This is a genomic window from Streptomyces sp. NPDC048197 (assembly GCF_043202395.1).
Classification (GTDB): domain Bacteria; phylum Actinomycetota; class Actinomycetes; order Streptomycetales; family Streptomycetaceae; genus Streptomyces; species Streptomyces siderophoricus.
Genome location: NZ_JBIDAJ010000041.1, coordinates 16,035 through 35,914, shown reverse-complemented (window position 1 = coordinate 35,914; position 19,880 = coordinate 16,035). Strand labels below are relative to the sequence as shown.

The window sequence follows — 19,880 nt, the reverse complement described above, 5'->3', positions numbered from 1 at the left end:
GGTGTCGTTCCTGGGGAACCTGTGGCGCGGTGGCGCCCAGAAATTCGACTTCGACAGCGGCGGGGCGTCGTACGTCGTCGAGCTGACGAAACGCAGTCCGGTCATCTCGCTGACCAAGCAGGGCGCGGCGGCCGGTCATCTGCGGGTCAATCTGCACTGGCAGATGCGGACCTCCGACTTCCACGAGCGGGGCGGGCAGGGCAGGGGCGGGCTGCTGCGGCATCCGGGCAAGCTGTTCAAGCCCGAGATCGTCCAGGCGCAGGGACCGGCCGTGGTCAACGTCGACCTGGACCTGGCCTGCCTGTACGAGCTGAAGGACGGCACCAAGGGCGTGGTGCAGCCGCTGGGCAACTTCCTCGGGGACCTCAACGGCCCGCCGTTCGTCCAGCTCAGCGGGGACGACCGGTTCGGCTCGGGCTCCGGCGAGACGCTGTACATCAACCTGGACCACCGCGACGAGATCAAGCGCTTACTGATCTTCGTCTACATCTACGACGGCACACCGGCGTTCGACCGCACACATGCGGTCGTGACGCTCTACCCCAGCAGTGGACCGCGGGTGGAGGTCAAGCTGGACGAACGGGCGCCACAGGCCCGGTCCTGCGCGATCTTCACGCTGGAGAACGCCAAGGGTGAGCTCACGGTGCGCCGCGAGGTCAAGTACGTCTACGGCTTCCAGGCGGAGCTCGACCGGCTGTACGGCTGGGGCCTCCAGTGGGGGCGCGGGTACAAGTCCAAGGTCTGACCCGCACCCCGCCCGCCCGGGCCGGCCGTCGGCTAGCGGCGCTGGAACTGGGGGCCCTGCGGCGGCAGCACGAAGGACGGGTCCGGCGCGGGGTACTGCTGGGTCGGGTAGCCGTACGCCGGGGCCGGGGCCAGCGGTTGCTGCGGATAGCCGTACGCGGGCGGCTGCTGCGGTGCGTACTGCGGCGGCGGGCCCGGGTAGCCGTAGCCGGGCCGGCCCGGGGGCTGGGTGGGCGGCGGCGGGACGTGCGCCGGGTAGCCGTAACCGCCGCCGGTCGTCGGCGCGGCCGCGGGCGCCTGGGGCGGGGCGCCGGCCGGGGGGAGCGGGGCGGCCGAGAACGGCTCGGGCATCGCGTCCGCCACGTGCTGGGTGACGGCCTCCGGGTCCGCCAGCGGGTAGCTCTCCGGGTCGCCCGCGGCTGCCGGGCCGGACGCCCCTTCGGGCCAGGTGCTCGGCGGCGGGGTGACGGCGCCGGTACCGGTCGGACCGCTCGGCGTGGGCGGGGTGACCGCCGTCGTGGCGGCCGAGGCGGACGCCGCTGCTTCCGGTGCGGCTGCGGGGGCCGGTGCCCCGGCATCCGCGGCGTCGCCGGCCGCTTCGTCGTTCTCCTCCACCGAGATGCCGAACTCGTTGGCCAAGCCCGTCAGGCCGCTCTCGTACCCCTGCCCGAGGGCGCGGAACTTCCAGGACTCGGCACGGCGGTACAACTCCCCGCAGATCAGCGCGGTCTCGTCGCCGGTCTCGGGCACCACGTCGAAGACCGCGATCGGCTCACCGTCGCCGGCCGCCGCGTCATACAGCAGAACCCGCAGGTCGGCTACGCCCGCGAAGGCGCCGCCGTCGGACGATGCGGCCAGTACGACCCGTTCGATCGACGGATCCAGGCCGGACAGATCCGCCTCGATGGTTTCGGCCAGACTTTCGTCGAGCCGGGCCTTGGGCAGATGCCGCACCAGACCGCTGGGATGCCGCGGCTGGTTGTAGAAGACGAAGTCCTCGTCGGAACGCACGCGCCCCTCGGGCCCCACCAGCAGCGCCGAGGCATCGACGTCGGGGACGTCGGCGCCGGGCGTCCAGCGCAGGACGGCCCGGACGGCCGTGGCGTCGAGGGGTACGTTCGACCCTTTCAACATCGCGTGCGTCATGCCGCAATCCTGCCTTCCCGGAGGTGGCAGGGACAACGCGGGGCACGCGACCCGGTGCGTCGGGCGTCCGTCCCGACATCCGGGCGCCTCGCGAGGGTTACGTGATTTTCACGCACGCGGGAACCAACCCCACCCCGCCGGACGTACGATTACCGGCTGGATCCAGACAGCGAGACACAGCGGGGGTGCCCGGGTCCCGCAGGTAATCGGGGAGTTATATGCGGCATTTTGGGCATCTTCCGCCCGCTATCCGGAAGACACTGTTCCACCAAGAGCCGGTGGAGTTCACCGCCGATTCCCCCGCCCGCACCCTCGCGGTCGCCCTCGGCGCCACCCTCTACAGCCCCGCCACCCGGCCCCGACTCGCCGCCGACATCCTCAAACAGGCCGGGCGCGGCGTGCTGTCCATGGTGCTGTGTCTGGAGGATTCCATAGGCGACGCGGACGTCGCGGCCGGCGAGGAGAACCTCGTCCGGCAGCTCGGACTGCTCGACGAGGCGGCCGAGGCGGGCACGGACCTCCCGCTGCTGTTCATCCGGGTACGAGCGCCCGGGCAGATACCCGATCTGATCCGCCGTATCGGACCGGCCGCGCGCCGGCTGTCCGGATTTGTACTTCCGAAATTCACCGAAGAACGTGGTGTGCCGTTCCTCGAAGCGCTGACCGCGGCCGAGTCCGCGGCCGACCGGCGGCTGTTCGCGATGCCGGTACTGGAGTCCCCGGAACTGCTCCACCTGGAGAGCCGCCCCGAGACCCTCCAGGGCATCGCCCGCACCGTCGACAAATACCGGGACCGCGTCCTCGCCCTCCGCCTGGGCGTCACGGACTTCTGCTCCGCCTACGGGCTGCGCAGGGCGCCCGACATGACCGCGTACGACGTCCAGATCGTGGCCTCCGTGATCGCCGACGTGGTCAACGTGCTGGGCCGGGCGGACGGCACCGGCTTCACCGTCACCGGCCCGGTCTGGGAGTACTTCCGGCTGCACGAGCGGATGTTCAAGCCCCAGCTGCGCCGCTCGCCGTTCCTCGGACGCGCCGAGGAACTGCGCACCGCGCTGATCGAGCACGACATGGACGGCCTGCTGCGCGAGATCGAGCTCGACCGCGCCAACGGCCTGCAGGGCAAGACCTGCATCCACCCCTCGCACGTCGCGCCGGTGCACGCCCTCTCGGTCGTCAGCCACGAGGAGTTCACCGACGCGGTCGACATCCTGCGGCCGGAACGCGGCGACGGCGGGGTCCTGCGCTCGGCGTACACGAACAAGATGAACGAGGTGAAGCCGCACCGCGCCTGGGCCGAGCGCACCCTGCTGCGCGCCGAGGCGTTCGGCGTCGCGCGGGAGGGCATCGGGTTCGTGGAAATGCTGACGGCGAGCCTGCCGCAGACCTGAGCACCACCTGGGACACGGCGCACGACATGAACGGTACGACGGAGGAGACGGAACGCGTGGTCTGGACGGGAGAATGGGTCGCCGGCCGGCTCGGCGTCTCGCTGAGCGGCGGGGACGAGCTGACCGGCCTGCTGGGACTGGCGCTGCGGCGCAACCCCAAGCGGGCCCATCTGCTCGTGTCGAACGTGCTGGGCAAGCACGTGCCGCAGCGGCCGGACGTGGTGCACGGCTCGGGCGTGGGCCTGGGGCGCCGGGTGCGCACGCTGCTGGGTGACGAGGCGGCCGCCCGCGCCGTCGTCCTGGGCTACGCCGAGACCGCCACCGGCCTCGGGCACTCGGTCGCCGACGGCCTGGGGCTCGCGCCGTACCTGCACTCCACCCGCCGGCCGGTCGAAGGGGTGGACCACCAGGCGGGCTTCGAGGAGGAGCACAGCCACGCCACCTCGCACCTGCTGCTCCCCGAGGACCGGCAACTCCTCGCGGGGGACGGGCCGCTGGTGCTCGTCGACGACGAGTTCTCCACCGGCCGGACGGTCCTGAACACCATCAGCGCGCTGCACGCCCGCTTCCCGCGCGACCACTACGTCGTCGTCGCCCTGGTCGACATGCGCTCCGAGGCCGACCGCGCCCGGCTGGAGGAGTTCGCGGCGGAACTGGGCGCCCGGGTCGACCTCGTGACGCTCGCCGCGGGCGGCGTCCGCCTTCCCGAGGACGTCCTGGCCCGCGGGCAGGCGCTCGTCGCGGAGCACGAGGCCCGCACGCCGCTGGAACCGGCGGCTCCACAAAGCCCGCCCGGATCCGGGGACGACGGCCGCGCGGCCGCCGTACGCGTCGACCTCGGCTGGCCCGCCGGGCTGCCGGACGGCGGGCGGCACGGCTTCACCCCGGCGCACCGCGCCCGCCTGGAAGCCGTGCTCCCCGGCCTGGCGGCCCGTCTCGCCCCGCATCTGGACGGCGCCCGCCGCATCCTCGTCCTCGGCAACGAGGAGCTGATGTACGCGCCGCTGCGGCTGGCCGGGGCGCTCGACTCCCACCTCGGCGCGGACGCGGAGGTCCGCTTCTCGACCACCACCCGCTCACCCGTCCTCGCCGTGGACGACCCCGGCTACGCGATACGCACCCGGCTGTCCTTCCCCGCCCACGACCGGCCCGCCGACGGCCCGGGGGAGCGGTACACCTACAACGTCGCGGCCGGCAGCGACCCGGCACGTCGCTTCGACGCCGTCGTCGCCGTGGTGGACTCGCACGGCGACCGCCCCGAACTCCACGCACCCGGCGGGCTGCTGGACCGGCTCGCCGCCCACACCGACCGGCTGCTGCTCGCCGTCCTCCCCTCGTACATCCCGCAATCCCAGGCGGCCCCCATGTCCCTCCCCGAGCCGCTGCGCGGCCCCGCCTTCTCCTCCTACGACGCCGATGAGGTCGGCTGGCTGCTGCAGGACCTCTCCGACATCACCCTGGAAGCGCCCACCGAGGAACGCGAGGAGGCGATCCAGCGCGGCGGCGCCCACTACGCCGAGTCGCTGCCGGTCGAATACCAGCCGAGCGAGCGCTACCAGGCGCTGTTCCACAGCGCACTGCAGAGCTCCGCGCGCCGGATCGCGCGCGCCGTCGGTACCGTCACCGAGACCGTGCTCGCCGAGCGCAGCCCCCGCCCCGTACTGGTGTCCCTGGCCCGGGCCGGCACCCCCGTCGGCGTGCTGATGCGCCGCTGGGCCCGGCACGCACACGGCCTCGACCTGCCGCACTACGCCGTCTCGATCGTCCGCGGCCGGGGCATCGACACCACCGCACTGCGCTGGCTGGCCGCCCACCACGACCCCGCGGACGTCGTCTTCGTCGACGGCTGGACGGGCAAGGGCGCCATCACCCGCGAACTCGCCCAGGCGCTGACGGACTTCCCCGGCTTCGACCCGCGGATCGCCGTGCTCGCCGACCCCGGCGGCTGCGTCGAGACCTACGGCACCCGCGACGACTTCCTCATCCCGTCCGCCTGCCTCAACTCCACCGTCTCCGGCCTCATATCGCGCACGGTCCTGCGCGACGACCTGGTCGGCCCGGACGACTTCCACGGCGCCAAGTTCTACCGCGAACTGGCCGGCGCCGATGTCTCGCGGGCGTTCCTGGACACCGTCAGCGCCTGCTTCGACGAGGTCGCCGAGGACGTCACCGCGGAGGTGAAGGAGCTGGCCGGCGCCGACCGGGCCCCCACCTGGGAGGGCTGGGCGGCCGTCGAGCGGATCAGCGAGGAGTACGGCATCCACGACGTCAACCTCGTCAAGCCCGGCGTCGGTGAGACCACCCGGGTACTGCTGCGCCGGGTCCCCTGGAAGATCCTGGCCCGCCGCGGTGCCGGGACCGACCTCGACCACGTCCGGCTCCTGGCGGAACAACGGGGCGTGCCCGTCGAAGAGGTCGACGAACTCCCCTACAGCTGCGTGGGTTTGATCCACCCGCGCTTCACCCGCGGCGCCACCGGCACCGACGGCAAGGCGGTGGTCTCCGCATGAACACGGTCGTCGCCAGCGATCTCGACCGCACCCTGATCTACTCGGCCGCGGCCCTCGGCCTCGCCGTGCCCGACGCCGAGGCCCCACGGCTGCTGTGCGTCGAGGTCTACCAGGGCGCACCGCTCTCCTACATGACGGAGACGGCCGCCGGGCTGCTCGCCGAACTCGCCGCCGGCACCACCTTCGTACCGACCACCACCCGCACCCGCGAGCAGTACGGCCGCATCCACCTCCCCGGCCCGCCACCGGAGTTCGCGATCTGTGCCAACGGCGGCCAGCTGCTCGTCCGGGGCGAGTCCGACCCGGACTGGCGGCGCACCGTCGCCGAGCGGATCGCCGCGCAGTGCGCGCCGCTGGAGGAGGTCCGGGAACACCTGGTCCGCACCGCCGACCCCGCCTGGCTGCTCAAGGAACGGGTCGCCGAGGACCTCTTCGCCTACCTCGTCGTGGAGCGGGCGCTGCTGCCCGACACCTGGGTCAAGGAGCTGGCCCGCTGGGCGGAGGAGCGCGGCTGGACCGTCTCCCTGCAGGGCCGCAAGATCTACGCGGTGCCCCGGCCGCTGACCAAGAGCGCGGCCGTGGCGGAGGTGGCCCGGCGGACCGGGGCGTCCCAGGTGCTCGCCGCCGGTGACTCCCTGCTCGACGCGGACCTGCTGCTGGCCGCGGACCGCGGCTGGCGGCCGGGCCACGGCGAACTGGCCGACTCCGGCTGGCGGGCCGACCACGTCACCGCGCTCGACGCCCGGGGCGCCGCCGCGGGCGAAGAGATCGTCCGGGCCTTCCTCGGGGCTGTGGATAACCGGTGGGCGGCCCCGGACCTCGGCTAGTCTCGCGATGGCGGTCGGCCGCACTTCCGGTGATCGGCCGACACCCGATCGTTGACCCGGAGGAGAGCCAGTGGCCGAGTCCAAGAGCACACCGATCACGGCGGAGATGTACGACTACGTCCTCGCCCACAACCCGCCGCTGAACCAGGCACAGCGCGAGATCGTGGACCTCACCCACCAGAAGTTCCCCGAGGCGGCGGGGATGCAGTCCGCCGAGGAGCAGGGGGCGCTGCTGGCGTTCCTGGTGCGCCTGATCGGGGCCCGGCACGTGGTCGAGGTCGGCACGTTCACCGGCTTCTCGGCGCTGTCCATGGCCCAGGCGCTGCCCGCGGACGGCACGCTGATCGCCTGCGACATCTCCGAGGAGTGGACGGCGTACGGCCGGGAGGCGTGGGCCGGCGCCGGCGTCGCGGACCGCATCGACCTGCGGATCGCGCCCGCCCTGGAGACGCTGCGGGCGATGCCGGCCGAACCGCACATCGACCTTGCGTACCTCGACGCCGACAAGGGCGGCTACATCGCCTACTGGGAAGAGCTGGTACCGCGGCTGCGGCCGGGCGGCCTGATCGTCGCGGACAACGTCCTCTACCGCGGTGAGGTCGTCGACCCGGCGGCCACCGGAAACGCGCTGGCGATCCGGGCCTTCAACGACCATGTGCGGGCGGACGCCCGGATGGAGGCGGTGATGCTCACCGTGGCGGACGGGGTGACGCTGGCCCGCAAGCGGTAGCGGGACGACGGGGCGGGGGCGGCGAGGGAGGGAGAGGGGGAGGGGAGGGGAGGGGAGGGGGAAGCGGGGGGAGGGGGAGCGGCGGGCGGCTGATCGGCTGCCCGGTGACGGCATGACGTACGGCCCGCCGCGGGGCGGGCCGTGGTGGGTCAGCCGCAGCAGCCGCCTCCGCAGCAGCCGCCGCCCCCGCCGCTGGGCGCGCTCCGGGCCGGGGCGGCCGCCGAGCCGCCGACGGCGACCGTGGAGAGCAGCTTGACGGTGTCCTCGTGACCTTCCGGGCAGACGGCCGGGGCGGAGGACTCGGCCATCGGCCGGTTCAGCTCGAAGATGGAGCCGCAGGGGCGGCACCGGTATTCGTAACGAGGCATGGCCACAGATTAACCGCGGCGCCGGTCAGCGCACGACGGTGCCGGGCGGCGCGCCCAGCAGGCCCAGCTCCGCGCGGGTCGGGGCGCCCTCCCAGTCGCCGTGCGAGGCGACCGCGAACGCCCCGGTGGTGACGGCCCGTTCCAGCCGCTCCGCGGGCCCCGCACCGTCCAGCAGCGCCGAGAGATATCCCGCCACGAACGCGTCCCCGGCGCCCACGGCGTCCACGGCGCGGACCGGTGTGGCGGGCCGGTGCAGGGGCTCCTCGCCGGTGAAGACCGCCGCCCCGTCCGTGCCCAGTTTCGCCACCACTTCGGCGACGCCCTGCTCCAGCAGCGGCGCGGCCCGCTCGGCGAGCGCGGCGACCCGCCCGGCGCCGGCCCCGTCTGCTGTGCGCGCCCCGGGCCCCTCCACGCCGTGCGCCCCCTCCGGCAGACAGAGCGGGAGCTCGTCGTCCGAGGCGATCAGCACGTCCACGAACGGGATCCACTGCCGGAGCACGGCGGCAGCGTCCTCGGCGGTCCACAGGCGGCCCCGGAAGTTGACGTCGAGGCAGATCAACGAGCCGTCCCGGTGGGCCAGTTCGAGACCGTGCCGGGACGCCGCGAGGGCCGCGGGGCCGAGGGCCGGGGTGATGCCCGTCAGATGGAGGATGCGCGGCGGAGCGGCTTCGAAGGCGGCCTCGACCGCGTGCGCCGTGAGCCGGGAGCCGGCCGACCCCGCGCGGTAGTAGTGCACCCGGGTGACGTCGGGCAGCCGTGGCTCGAACATCAGCAGTCCGGTGGGCGCACCGGGGTCGACGGTGGCGCCGGACACTCCGACGCCCTCTGCCCGCAGCGTACGGAGCACCAACTGCCCGGCCTCGTCGTCGCCGACCGCTCCCGCCCAGCTCACGGCGTGCCCGAGCCGGGCCAGGCCGATCGCGACGTTGCTCTCCGCCCCGGCCACGGACACCTGCATCGTGCCGCCGAGCTTCAGCGGGCCGCTGCCGCGCAGCGCGACCATGGTCTCGCCGAAGGTGAGGACATCGGGCCGGCCGGGCCGGGGCGGGGGAAGGGGACGCGGGCCTGTTGCCTCTTCTTCCGGCCCTGGCCCCGGGCCCGGTGCTTCCGTCCCCGCCTGCCCGGCCACCGGGCCCTCGCCTGCCCTCGGGGCCTCTCCCGTCACCGGGCCTTCTCCCGTCACCGGGGCCTCTCCCGTCCTCGGGACTTCTCCCGTCATCGGGCGCATACCGCCCGGAACTCCGCCGCGCGCTTGCGCAGCTCGTCCAGATCACCGCCGTCCGCCGCGTCCCCGACCAGCGGTGAGCCCACCCCCACGGCCACCGCCCCGGCGTCGAAGTACGCCTGCGCGATCGCCGCGTCCACCCCGCCGACCGGCACGAACGGAAGCTCGGGGAAGGGCGCGCGGAGCGCCTGCAAATACGCCGGACCGCCCGCCGACGCCGGAAACAGCTTCAGTGCCGAGACGCCCAGCGCCTCCGCCGTGATCACCTCGGACGGCGTCAGCACCCCGGCGAGCGTCGACAGCCCCTGCCGGACGGATTCCTCCAGCCCCGCGCCCAGACCGGGCGTGACGATGAGGTTCGCTCCCGCCTCCGCGGCGCGTCGGGCGTCGCTGCCGGTCAGGACGGTGCCCGCACCGATCCAGGCGGCGTCGCCGAGCTCGGCGCGCGCCCGCCGGATGACGCCCAGCGCGTCCTTGCCGCTGAGCGAGATCTCGACCAGCGGCAGCCCCGCCTCCGCGAGCGCCATGACCGTACGGAAGGACGCCTCCGCGTCACTGCCCCGGATGATGGCGACCAGCCGCTCGGTGCGGAGCGCTGTGCTGAAGTCCATGGCGTTTCCTACTTTCTCCCGTTCCCGCCCGGCAGATGCCAGGCGGGTGGGTCGTCCGGTCGCGCGGGTGCTGCCTCCGCCTCCGATTATTCCGGTCCGGACTGACAGCCGCGCCGGACCTGCGGCGCCCGGTCGGGTCACCGGGCGGCCCACTGGGCGGGGCACCGTTTGGCTCATCGGTAAGGGGAGCATTCGGCTCACCATTCCGCGAACGACCCGTCCTCGTGGCGCCACACCGGGTTCCGCCAGGCGTGTCCGCGCGCGTCGGCGGCCCGTACGGCGGCCTCGTCGACGTCCACGCCGAGGCCGGGACGCTCGGTCCGCAGCAGTGCGCCGCCGTGGAAGCGGAACGGCTCCGGGGCCACGACGTAGTCGAGCAGCTCGGCGCCCCGGTTGTAGTGGATGCCGAGGGACTGCTCCTGGATGAGGAAGTTCGGGGTGCTGAAGGCGACTTGGAGGCTGGCGGCCAGGGCGACCGGCCCGAGGGGGCAGTGCGGGGCGAGCTGCGCCCCGTAGGTCTCCGCGAGCGCGGCGATCCGGCGCAGCTCGGAGACGCCCCCGGCGTGCGAGATGTCGGGTTGGAGGATCGCCACCCCGGCCTGAAGCGGAGCCAGGAACTCCCGTCGGGTGAAGAGCCGTTCACCGAGTGCGAGGGGGATGTTGGAGGCGTTGACGAGATCAGGGAGGGCTTGCATGTAGTCGGACAGCACCGGCTCCTCGACGAACATCGGTGCGTGCTCGGCCAGCAGGGGGAGGAGCCTGCGGGCGTTGGCGGGGGAGACCCGGCCGTGGAAGTCGAGACCGAAGTCCCGGTCGTCGCCGAGGACTTCCCGTGCGGTCTCGGCGCGCCGCAGGCATGCCCGTACCTCGGCGCGGGTCGCCACCGGGCTCATCCGGCCGCAGCCGTTCATCTTGACGGCCGTGAAGCCGGCCTCGGTCTGCGCGGTGACGGCGTCGCGGATGGCTTCCGGCTCGTCGCCGCCGACCCATGCGTAGGTGCGGATCTTCTCCCGGACGGGTCCGCCCAGCAGCTGGTGGACGGGCAGGCCGTGCCGCTTGCCCTTGATGTCCCACAGTGCCTGGTCCAGCCCGGCGACGGCGGACGACAGGACGGGCCCGCCGCGGTAGAAGCCGCCCTTGGTCATGACCTGCCAGTGGTCCTCGATCCGCTCCGGTTCCTGTCCCAGGAGGTACTCGGCCAGCACCTCCACGGCCGCCCGTACCGGCTCCGCCCGCCCCTCGACCACCGGCTCACCCCAGCCGACCAGACCCTCGTCGGTCTCGACCCGCACGAACATCCAGCGCGGCGGGGCGAGGAAGGTCTCGATACGGCTGATCTTCATGGGGGACCTCCGGATCTTTGGGCCGGCCTGGGGCAGCGGGGTGGGGGCGGGGTGGGGGCGCTGTGCTGTCGGGTGGTTCTGTGGCGGTGGTTTCTGCGACGGGGGCTTCTGCCCCGTGTGGCGGGCGTCGTAACGGGGCGTCGTAACGGGGCGCCGGGACGGTGACAGGCGGTGGTGGGACAAAGGGAGGGGGAGCCGCGTGGCCGCGTAGCCTCGTGCAGCTCCCCGTTCGCCCCGCAATCCCGCCACCACAGAGGCACTCAGGGATGCTCGCGCGCGGACTTGTCGAGCAGTTCGAGCATCGCCATGTACGCGCCGTCCACGTCCCGGTCCCGCACCGCGTCGCGGACGGTGGCGTGCATCGCGTGGGGGTGCTCGAAGGCGCCGTCGGCACCGAGCACCGCCCGGTCACGCTGGACCAGCACCGGCACGATCACCCGGTGCATCTGCGCATAGAACCGGTTGTTCGACGCGATCAGCAGCGCCGTGTGGAAGTCCGCATCGGCTCGGACAAGCAGCTCCGGGTCGTCGTCGGTCGCGGCCATGGTGTTCAGCGCCGCGTCGAGGGCCGCCAGATCCCCTTCGGTACGGCGTTCCGCGGCGAGTGCGGCCGCGGCCGGCTCGATGGACCGCCGCAGTTCGAGCACGTCCGCGAAGAAGTCGGAGGACACCCCGGCCGCGAGCTTCCAGCGCAGTACGTCCGTGTCCAGCAGGTTCCACTCCGCCCGGGGAAGGACGAACGTCCCGCGCTGCTGGTCGGTGCCGAGCAGCCCCTTGGTGGTCAGCACCTTGACCGTCTCCCGCAGCACGGTCTGGCTGACGTCCAGCTCCGCCATCAGCTCCGGCATGACAAGGGATTCACCCTCACCGTGGGTACCCGTGAGGATCCGCTTGGCGAGCGCTTCGACCGCCGCGTGCTGCACACTGCTCCCCGCGGCGGGGGCGGGCTGCCCCGACCGGTTCATGCTTGCCACTCCCTGCTTCCTTGCTTCCCTGCTTCCTTGGCTCCTGCTCCCGGCCCCAGGTCCGACGCATACGACGTCACCGATATGCGCGACGTCACCGATCTCCACACCTGACGTCACCGCTACGCCCGACGCCGAAGCTCCCGACGCACGCCCGACGCGCCCGACATCCGATGCGTAAGGCGGCTGATGCACGCAACGGCTGACGTCTGACGTATGCGACGTCAGGGCGTGCCGAACCCCGATCCCTCCTCGGCACGCCCTGACGCCTCCACGCGACGCCGGATCACGGTCGGCTCACGGCTCGTTGCCGCCGTAACCACTCGCGCCGCCCGCCTTACCGGATCCACTCAGGATCCACTCGTTCCGCTCGACCGGCCGGACGGCCCCGATTCGCCGCCACTACCGCCACCGCCACTACCGCCACTGGTCATCCCACCGCCACTTCCGCTGCCACTGGTGCTGCGCCGGATGCCGCTCCCACTGGTCCCGGGCCCGAACGAACCGCGCCCGGCGTGCGACGCGCCCTGGATCTTGACGAGCATCGCCTGCCGTCCGGCCGTCATACCGGGTACGGGACGCCACTCGCCGCGGTCGAAGCGCTCCGCTTCCTCGGGGTGCCGGGCGCGCCAGTACGGGTTGTCGGACGGGAGGCCGCCGCTGACCCGTCCGTACATGCCGAAGACCATCAGCATCAGGCCCACCACGAAGCTGAACAGGACGTTCTGGATCTTGAAGGCCAGGAAGTTCGCGTCGGTCTGCAACAGCGCCAGGTTCACGAAACCGCTGAGGAGGAAGAGGATGCCGAAGGTGAGGTTGAGGTTCGAGGCGAAGTTCCCGCCGATCACCATGCCGACGAAGAGGATCACGCCGACGACGATCGAGAGCACGCTCAGGGCGCCGTTGGTTTGCAGCCCGGCCACGGTGTCGCCGCCGGTGTCGAAGAAGCCGATGTTGTGGGTCAGTCCGAGGATGCCGAATGCGAGCAGCACCAGGCCCATCACCCCGGCGCCGATGCGGTAGACCTTGCTCAGCCCGTGGTCCACGGGCAGATGCTCATCGAGACGGGTGTGTCGCTTCGCCCGGTGGAACCGCCCCCCGGGCAGAGCCTGGCCAGGAGCCCCAGTAGCCATGTCCGGCCTCCTTTGCACAGAGGTGCCGTCTGGGCCGTACTCAATCCAATCTCCAGGATCCGCCCACCCGCCGCATCACGCCATCGCTCCCGTGCGGTCCCGGCCGGGGACTCCCGCCCGGGGACGACACATGGGACCGCCGAGGGAGCGCCGTGGGAGCGCCGTGGGAGCGCCATGGCAGCGCTACTGGGCCGTAGCGATACGGCCCCCAGCTGCCAGCCGCCCAGCCGCCGGCGCGACGCCAGCCGAGGGGCTGGTGCCAGCCGCCGGCGGGACGCCAGTCGACGGGCTGGCGTCAGCCACAGGCCCAACGTCAGCCACAGGCCCAACGTCAGCCACAGGCCCAACGCCAGCCGCATCCCCACCATCGGCCACAGCCCCAACCCCAAGCCGACAGGCCCGACGTCAGCCGCCCGTCCCCGGCCCCGTCCCCGTGCTGCCGCCCCGGCCCTCACGAATCTCCTGCACCACCCGGGCGGCCGTCTGCCGTACCGCCTCGGTCTCCGTCAGGAAGTGCCACCAGTCCGGATGCCGCCCCTCCAGTCCCGCAACCGCACGGTCCAGCCGCGACACCGCGTCGTCCAGCGGCTGCGCGTGCCGGGGATCCGGCGTGCTGCGCCCGGCCATCGCCAGCCGCTGGGCGTCCCGGATCGCGAAACGCGTCCGGTCGACCTCCTTCTGCCGGTCGAACGAGACCGCATCGAGCCGCTGCAGCCGGTCACCGGCCGCCGACACCACCTCGTCGGTGGTGTCCAGCAGCGCCCGTACGGTCGCCAGCCGGCTCGTCGCGTCCGCCCAGCGCTGCTCGTCCCGAGCCTGCTGCGCCTCCCGCAGCTTGACCTCGGCCTGCTCGACGGACTGTGCGGCCCGCTCCGGAACGTGCTGCAGGTCCTGCCAGCACGCCGCGCTGTAGCGCCGGCGCAGCTCGCTGAGGATCGGCTCGACCTTCCCGGCCCGCGTCGTGATCGCCTGCGCCCGGGTCCGCAACGACACCAGCCGCTTGTCGATCTCCGCCGCTCGTGCCGGCAGCCGCTCGGCCTCGGCGCGGATCTCCCCGGCCTTGCGCTGTACGTCGTCCGCGCGCCGGATAGTCTCCTGGACACCATGCTGCCCGGCGCCCTGATTGAGCTTGGTCAGCTCGGGTCCGAGCGCCGCCAGCCGAGCGGCGAGCTCGTCCGCCCGCAGCCCCTGGGCGCGGACGGTGTCCAGCGCATCGCTCGCCGCCATCAGCGCCTGCCGAGCCCGCTCGACGGCGGGGGCGAGCTGCGCCAGCTGGGTCTCGGCCGACTGCAGCAGCGGCGCCAGTCCCTGCGCGAACCGGTCGAGCTCGCCCTTCACCCGGTTCAGCTCGTCCTTGGCACGGGTCAGATCGGCCCGCGCCCGCGCCACCGCACCGCCGTCCAGATCGTCCCGGTCCAGGTCATGGGAGTCGACCGCGGTGATGTACGCCTGGCTGACCTCGTCGATCCGCCGCCCGAAGTCCTCGTAGTCCTGCGCGGCCTGGCGCGCCCGCGGCGAACTGTCGACCGCGGTGATCGTCTCTATGGTGATCCGCAGATCCCGCTGCGCGGTGTCCAGCTCGTAGAACGCCGCGGCCGCGGCATCCTTCGCGGCCTGCGCGTCGGCCCGCTGGCTCTCCCCGCGCCCGAACCACCGACGTGTGCCGCCACCCGCGAACGACATCGTCGCCACCGCCGCCACCAGCGGCAACGGCAACAACATCAGCCCCACCACGTCACGGACCGGGCCACCCCGCGCACGACGACGTTCTCGCTGCTCAAGCGGCTGCGTATGTGTCGCCGTCACTTCCCTCTCCCGACCGGATCGCCCCAGGACCGAATGTCATTCTCGCACCCACCGGAAACGAACACACCGGCCGGTAAGTTCGCAGCTCGCCCACTGGTTTGCAGACCAACCCCGACGGCAAGGTAGTCTGTCGGCTCGGCCAGGGCGCATAGCTCAGCGGTAGAGCGCTGCTCTTACAAAGCAGATGTCACAGGTTCGAATCCTGTTGTGCCCACCATGACGACCTTGAGGTCAGCAAGCCCCCGACTCGTTCGAGTCGGGGGTTTTTGCGTGCTGGGGGTGCTGGGCGGTGGGGCCGGGCGCTGTTGTGCGGGTGGGGGCGTTGGGTATCGTGAGGCTACGGAAGAATTGAAGTTTCAAGTAAATGTAGTAATTGGGCTTGGGTCGAGGAGGGGTTTATGGCTGTGCGGCGGCTCAATCATGCGGTGTTGTATGTGCGGGATGTGGCGAGGTCGGTGGCCTTTTACGCCGAGGCGCTGGGGCTTGTGGTGGATGTTGAGGTGCCGGGGCGGGCGGCGTTTCTCAGTGCTCCTGGGTCGCTCAACGATCATGACTTGGGGTTGTTCGCCGTGGGGGCGGGGGCGCCGGGGCCGGAGGGCGGGCGGGTCGGGCTGTACCACCTGGCGTGGGAGGTCGGCACGCTGGGGGAGCTCGCGGCGGCTGAGTCGCGGCTGGTGGAGAGGGGCGCACTGGTCGGGGCCAGCGATCATCTCGTCTCCAAGTCGCTGTACGGCAAGGATCCGGACGGCAACGAGTTCGAGGTGATGTGGCGGGTGCCGCGGGAGGACTGGCCGGGGCCGGACGAGTCTGACCGGCTGCGTCCGCTCGATCTGGCGGGGGCGTTGAAGCGTTGGGGGCCGGACCTGGTGACGGGGGCGGCGGCCGGCTCGGCGACGTAGTGAGGCGTCGGTAGGGGAGGGCCCCGGGGTTGCTTGGGGGCTCTGTTTCTGGGGGGTGCCCGGCTAGTAACCCAAGCGGGAGTGGCTCAAGGTCGACAGGAAGGTGTGGAGTTCCTGGTCGAAGAGGGGGGTGTTCTCCAGGTTCACCATGTGGCCGGCGGCCGGTATGCGGATTCTTCGGGCGCCGGGGACGGTCAGTGCTATGGCATGGGCGTTGGAGGAGATGTCCGTGCTGTCGAGGTCGCCGTCGAGGACGATGGTGGGGACCTGGATCTCGTCCAAGCGGTCGATGGCCCCGACTTCGAGGGGGATGCCGGCGCCTGCGCCGTCGGCGTGGACCATGACGTTGGACTCGGCCGAGGCGCGCATCCGTTCGCGGAACCCCGGGTGGACGGCGGAGGGTTGCCGATGGGGGCCGTCCACCCACATCCGGAGGAAGTGCTCGACATAGTGCTCCGCGCCGTCCGGTGCGTCGATCGCGGCCACCTGCTCCTTGATGTGCTCCAGGATGAAGGGGTCGGTGAAGGCGCGGCCGCTGATCCCCGGGGAGGCGAGTGCGAGGGCCGCGACCCGGTCGGGGTGGGCAATGGCGGTGTCCAGCGCGACCCGTGAGCCGTGGGAGAGGCCGACGAGTACGGCACGGGGGACGTCGAGGGCGTCGAGCAGGGCGATCAGGTCGTCGTGGTTGGCGTAGTCGCCGGTGACTGTGGACGACAAGCCGTGGCCCCGCGAGTCGTAGCGGATCGCGCGCACGCCGGAGTTCACCAGCCAGCTGAACTGCTCGTCCCACATGTGCTGGTCGAGCATGCCGCCGTGCAGCAGCACCACGGCGGGCCCCGAGCCGGCCGTCTCGTAGAACAGCTCGCCGTCCTCGACCGGCACGATCCCGTTGTCGATCTCGGACCAGTCGGTGAGGGGTTGGGTCATGTCACGACCGTCCTTTACGTGGGGCACGGCGGCCGCCGAGGGTGTCCGGATCATCCTTGATATCACCTGTCTCGCGAATGCCCGGACTGTCGCGACGAGCTGAGGTGCGGGGGATATCGGAGGCCGTTGTGGGGGTGGAGGTCGCGGACGTCAGGTGGTGGAATTCCTCGCCGATCCGGTCGAGTACGTGCAGCGCGGTGCGTACGTCCGCGGCGGGCAGGTCGGCCAGGCGGTGCCGCAATTCCGTGGCTTCGAAGTCCTGGATGCCGCGTATTACTTCAGTGCCCTCGGTGGTGAGCTCGATCAGGGGCGAGCGGCGGTGTGCGGGGTTGGGGGCCGTGACGACCAGGCCCAGTTCGGCGGCGTGATTCACCCAGCGCTGAACCGGCTGTCTGTCGAGCCCCATGGTGCGCGCCAACTGCGGCACCGTGCGCGGGCCGTCGGTGCGTAGGGCGTCCAGCAGCGCGTGTTCGCCTGCGGTCAGGCCCGTGCCGGCGAGCTTGCGCTCCACCGCGCGGACGACCGTGCGGTGCAGTGGCCACAGGCGGCGGATGACGCCGTACAGCAATTCTTCGGTGGAGGTCGCCCGTCCGGAGTCGGCGTTGTCGGTGTTGGCATTGGCGTTGGTGTTGGCATTGGTGTTGGTTTCGCGTCGATCTCTCTTAATGACACTCATGATGTCATGATGACATCGGTGATGTCGTTTGGGGAGGGGCGTGAATGCGGAGAGGCTGGGCTTGGGGGAGCGCGAAGGGGCTTGGAGGGGCTTGAAGGGGCTTGGGACAGGAAGGAGTTGGGTGTGAGGGTGAGGTTGTTGAGGGTGGTGGGCGTGGCCACCTCTGTGTACGGGGTGGCGGTGTCGGTTGTCCCTGATCTGTTGGCCCGGCCTTCGGGGCTGGTCGACGAGGAGGGGCGGGTCGCGCCGGCGACCCGGATCTCGTTGCGTCCGCTGGCCTGGCGGGATGCGGCGAGTGGGCTGGCACTGGCGCTGGCGCCCGAGGGCCCGGCGCTGCGTACCGCCGCGTACGTCCGGATTGCGGCGGACCTCGGGGACGCCGTCCTGCTCGGTCTGACGCTGCCGGACCGCGAGCGGAGGCGGAAGGCGGTGGCGGTGTCCGTGGGGTGGGGCGCGTTGTCGGTGCTCGGCCTGCTGGGTGGGGCAGGACGAGGCGGGATGGCGGGCAGGGCGGGGAGGGACGTCAGTCGGTCTGTGGGGGTGGGGCTTCCTCGGGGGTGAAGGTGATGACCAGGTCGGCGCGGTGCCGGGTCGCCGCCACTACGCGGGCGTTGGCCTCGTCCGAGGCGTGGACGAAGCGTTCGGCGTCGTCGCGGGGGCGACCGAAGCGCTCGTGACGGGCGATCAGCCGGCGGACCCGCTCCTGGGTGTCCAGTTCCACGTACCAGACCTCGTCGAGCAGGGCGTGCACCCGCGACCAGGGGCCCGAGTCGAGGAGGAGGTAGTTGCCCTCGGTGACGATGAGGGGGATGTGAGGCGCTACGGGAATGCTGCCCGCGACCGGTTCCTCGATGCGGCGGTCGAAGGCGGGGGCGTAGACGGCGGTGTCCGGCTCGGGGGAGCGCAGGCGGCTCAGCAGTGCCGCGTATCCGGCCGGGTCGAAGGTGTCGGGTGCGCCCTTGCGTTCCGTACGGCCGAGGCGGTGCAACTCCGCCTCGGCGAGATGGAAACCGTCCATCGGGACCAGCGCCGCCCGGCCGGCCAGCCCGGCCACCAAGTGGGCGGCGAGGGTGGACTTACCGGCACCGGGTGGGCCGGTGATGCCGAGCAGCCGGCGCTCGGTGGGGCGCGCGGAACCGGCGAGTCGGTGGGCGCGGGACAGGAGCTGCTGGAGGTCCATGGTGCGCCCATGGTGCCTGATGGGAGGGCCCGGGGGGCGCCCCCCCTGGTCGTGGCCGTCAGGTCCGGTACTCCATGCCGTGTTTCGCGCCGATGGTGTTGAGGCGGTCGAGGTCGGGGCGGCCGTCCTTCATGGCGACCGGGCCGGCCTCGAACATGTCCTCCATGAACGTGTCCCAGCCGCCCGGCGAGGAGATCTGCAGGCAGCGGGCGGGCGGCTGGGAGGCGTTGCGCAGCGCGTGCGGTACGCCATGCGGCAGCAGCACGCACATGCCGGGGGTCAGGCGGTGGGTGGCCCCGTCGAAGTCGACCTCCATCTCGCCCTCCAGTACGTAGACGAACTCATCGGCCTGGTGGTGGACGTGGAGCGGGATGTCCACGTGGAGCTCGTTCTCCAGGATGGCGAGCCGGCCCTCGGTGTCGCTGGTGCGGGCCTTGACGGCGAGGCCGGGCGGCAGGGGGACGCGTCCTGGCCGTCGCTCACCGGGCCGGAGGGTGAAGAAGCGGGCTGGGGAGGGAGTGGCTGAGGTGGAGGGTGCGGGATGGGGCGTGGGGTGAGTCGTGGAGTGATTCGCGGAGTGGGGCATGGGGGCTGGTCCTTTCGCGGCAGGAAGTGCAATACGGAATCGGAAGTGGAATCCGATTCCGTATTGCGACCCTAGCAGTAGCATCGGCGTGTGGCACCCTCTTCGTCCTCCTCGGCTTCCTCGTCCCCGTCGTCCCCCCACTCCTCCCATTCCTCTTCAGGCCCTTCGGTGCCTCAGCGCAGGCCGCGCGCGGATGCCGAACGCAACCGCGCCCGGGTCCTCGAAGCCGCGCGGGAGGTGTTCCGTGCGCGCGGTGACGAGGCGCAGATGCCGGAGGTCGCGCGGGCGGCAGGGGTGGGCATCGGCACGGTCTACCGGCACTTCCCCAGCCGGGCCGCCCTGATCGCCGCCGTGGGGGAACAACGGCAGGCGGAGATCGTGGAGTTCGGGCGCGGCCGCTGTCTGGCGAGTGCGACGGCGGCGGAGGGGCTGGTCGCGTTCGTCGAGCACATCGGGGAGGTGCTCGACGCGGAACGAGGGCTGTCCGCGTCCATCGAGGCGGCGTTCGGATCCACCGAGCCGACGGGGGAGGGGCGGGTGCAGGCCGAGGCGGTCGCCGGCCAGCTGCTCGCCCGGGGGAAGGAAGAGGGCACGGTGCGCGCGGACGCCGAGGTCGGCGATGTGGTGATGATCGTGTGCGGGCTGGCGGCGGTGATCCGTCACGACGCGGGGGACTGGCGCCGTTATGTGCGGACCGCGTGTGCGGGGCTGCGGGAGTCGTAGGGCGCGGCAGCAGGGGCGGCAGGAGCAGCAGGGGCGGGAGCCGCGCTGCGCCGCGCGTGCGGTGCGAGTGCCGCTCCTGCTGCCGGAGCG

Annotated in this window: 20 protein-coding genes and 1 tRNA gene; 9 read left to right on the top strand and 12 right to left on the bottom strand. The window is 72.1% G+C overall.

Annotation, left to right across the window (positions count from 1 at the left end):
* Position 1 precedes the first annotated feature (1 nt).
* The gene (locus tag ACGF4C_RS34070) at positions 2–745 is read left to right on the top strand and encodes a Tellurium resistance (RefSeq protein ID WP_393571671.1); all 744 of its coding nucleotides are present in this window, start codon (positions 2–4) and stop codon (positions 743–745) included.
* Positions 746–777: 32 nt separating this feature from the next.
* On the opposite strand, the gene ACGF4C_RS34065 is transcribed toward ACGF4C_RS34070, so the two are convergent.
* Complete coding sequence (locus ACGF4C_RS34065) at positions 778–1,890, bottom strand: TerD family protein (RefSeq protein WP_393571669.1); 1,113 nt, start codon at positions 1,888–1,890, stop codon at positions 778–780.
* A gap of 218 nt (positions 1,891–2,108) precedes the next feature.
* Between ACGF4C_RS34065 and ACGF4C_RS34060 the strand changes: the two genes are divergently transcribed.
* The 4 genes from ACGF4C_RS34060 (at position 2,109) to ACGF4C_RS34045 (ending at position 7,348) form a co-directional block, all read left to right on the top strand.
* Positions 2,109–3,281, top strand: coding sequence for an HpcH/HpaI aldolase/citrate lyase family protein (locus ACGF4C_RS34060; RefSeq protein WP_393571667.1), 1,173 nt, complete (start codon positions 2,109–2,111; stop codon positions 3,279–3,281).
* 26 nt (positions 3,282–3,307) lie between these two features.
* A complete protein-coding gene (locus ACGF4C_RS34055; protein WP_393571665.1) occupies positions 3,308–5,791 on the top strand; it encodes a phosphoribosyltransferase in 2,484 nt (827 codons plus the stop codon).
* On the top strand, positions 5,788–6,618 hold the full coding sequence (locus ACGF4C_RS34050; protein ID WP_393571663.1) for an HAD family hydrolase: 831 nt from the start codon (positions 5,788–5,790) through the stop codon (positions 6,616–6,618). Before ACGF4C_RS34055 ends, ACGF4C_RS34050 begins: the two co-directional genes overlap by 4 nt.
* 106 nt (positions 6,619–6,724) lie before the next feature.
* On the top strand, positions 6,725–7,348 hold the full coding sequence (locus tag ACGF4C_RS34045; protein WP_393571718.1) for an O-methyltransferase: 624 nt from the start codon (positions 6,725–6,727) through the stop codon (positions 7,346–7,348).
* Between the two features lie 149 nt (positions 7,349–7,497).
* Here the strand turns inward: ACGF4C_RS34045 and ACGF4C_RS34040 are convergent, their stop codons facing one another.
* From ACGF4C_RS34040 to ACGF4C_RS34010, 7 genes are all read right to left on the bottom strand, one after another.
* The gene (locus tag ACGF4C_RS34040; protein ID WP_030415254.1) at positions 7,498–7,716 is read right to left on the bottom strand and encodes a zinc ribbon domain-containing protein; all 219 of its coding nucleotides are present in this window, start codon (positions 7,714–7,716) and stop codon (positions 7,498–7,500) included.
* 25 nt (positions 7,717–7,741) lie between these two features.
* Positions 7,742–8,845, bottom strand: coding sequence for a sugar kinase (locus ACGF4C_RS34035; protein WP_393571716.1), 1,104 nt, complete (start codon positions 8,843–8,845; stop codon positions 7,742–7,744).
* Between the two features lie 86 nt (positions 8,846–8,931).
* Positions 8,932–9,552 carry a bifunctional 4-hydroxy-2-oxoglutarate aldolase/2-dehydro-3-deoxy-phosphogluconate aldolase gene (locus ACGF4C_RS34030; RefSeq protein ID WP_393571660.1) on the bottom strand — a complete coding sequence of 207 codons (621 nt, stop codon included), beginning with the start codon at positions 9,550–9,552 and terminating at the stop codon, positions 8,932–8,934.
* 197 nt (positions 9,553–9,749) lie between these two features.
* Positions 9,750–10,895 carry a galactonate dehydratase gene (gene dgoD, locus ACGF4C_RS34025; protein ID WP_393571658.1) on the bottom strand — a complete coding sequence of 382 codons (1,146 nt, stop codon included), beginning with the start codon at positions 10,893–10,895 and terminating at the stop codon, positions 9,750–9,752.
* 260 nt (positions 10,896–11,155) lie between these two features.
* The gene (locus tag ACGF4C_RS34020; protein WP_393571656.1) at positions 11,156–11,860 is read right to left on the bottom strand and encodes a FadR/GntR family transcriptional regulator; all 705 of its coding nucleotides are present in this window, start codon (positions 11,858–11,860) and stop codon (positions 11,156–11,158) included.
* Between the two features lie 350 nt (positions 11,861–12,210).
* On the bottom strand, positions 12,211–12,993 hold the full coding sequence (locus ACGF4C_RS34015; protein WP_393571654.1) for a DUF4383 domain-containing protein: 783 nt from the start codon (positions 12,991–12,993) through the stop codon (positions 12,211–12,213).
* Between the two features lie 405 nt (positions 12,994–13,398).
* Positions 13,399–14,799, bottom strand: coding sequence for a hypothetical protein (locus ACGF4C_RS34010; protein ID WP_393571652.1), 1,401 nt, complete (start codon positions 14,797–14,799; stop codon positions 13,399–13,401).
* Positions 14,800–14,941: 142 nt separating this feature from the next.
* Here ACGF4C_RS34010 and ACGF4C_RS34005 point away from each other — a divergent pair.
* Positions 14,942–15,016: transfer RNA gene (locus ACGF4C_RS34005), tRNA-Val, on the top strand.
* A 181-nt stretch (positions 15,017–15,197) separates the two neighbouring features.
* Complete coding sequence (locus ACGF4C_RS34000) at positions 15,198–15,698, top strand: VOC family protein (RefSeq protein ID WP_393571650.1); 501 nt, start codon at positions 15,198–15,200, stop codon at positions 15,696–15,698.
* A 63-nt stretch (positions 15,699–15,761) separates the two neighbouring features.
* On the opposite strand, the gene ACGF4C_RS33995 is transcribed toward ACGF4C_RS34000, so the two are convergent.
* Positions 15,762–16,625 carry an alpha/beta fold hydrolase gene (locus tag ACGF4C_RS33995; protein WP_393571648.1) on the bottom strand — a complete coding sequence of 288 codons (864 nt, stop codon included), beginning with the start codon at positions 16,623–16,625 and terminating at the stop codon, positions 15,762–15,764.
* A 1-nt stretch (position 16,626) separates the two neighbouring features.
* Positions 16,627–17,301, bottom strand: coding sequence for a MarR family winged helix-turn-helix transcriptional regulator (locus ACGF4C_RS33990; RefSeq protein WP_393571646.1), 675 nt, complete (start codon positions 17,299–17,301; stop codon positions 16,627–16,629).
* 123 nt (positions 17,302–17,424) lie between these two features.
* Between ACGF4C_RS33990 and ACGF4C_RS33985 the strand changes: the two genes are divergently transcribed.
* On the top strand, positions 17,425–17,862 hold the full coding sequence (locus tag ACGF4C_RS33985) for a hypothetical protein (RefSeq protein WP_393571644.1): 438 nt from the start codon (positions 17,425–17,427) through the stop codon (positions 17,860–17,862).
* On the opposite strand, the gene ACGF4C_RS33980 is transcribed toward ACGF4C_RS33985, so the two are convergent.
* Complete coding sequence (locus ACGF4C_RS33980; protein ID WP_393571642.1) at positions 17,825–18,481, bottom strand: nucleoside/nucleotide kinase family protein; 657 nt, start codon at positions 18,479–18,481, stop codon at positions 17,825–17,827. The genes ACGF4C_RS33985 and ACGF4C_RS33980 overlap by 38 nt on opposite strands.
* Positions 18,482–18,539: 58 nt before the next feature.
* Positions 18,540–19,067: a cupin domain-containing protein gene (locus tag ACGF4C_RS33975; RefSeq protein WP_393571640.1), complete on the bottom strand. Its 528-nt coding sequence runs from the start codon at positions 19,065–19,067 to the stop codon at positions 18,540–18,542.
* A gap of 168 nt (positions 19,068–19,235) precedes the next feature.
* On the opposite strand from ACGF4C_RS33975, the gene ACGF4C_RS33970 reads away from it, so the two are divergent.
* A complete protein-coding gene (locus ACGF4C_RS33970; RefSeq protein WP_393571638.1) occupies positions 19,236–19,790 on the top strand; it encodes a TetR/AcrR family transcriptional regulator in 555 nt (184 codons plus the stop codon).
* The last annotated feature ends 90 nt before the right edge of the window (positions 19,791–19,880 follow it).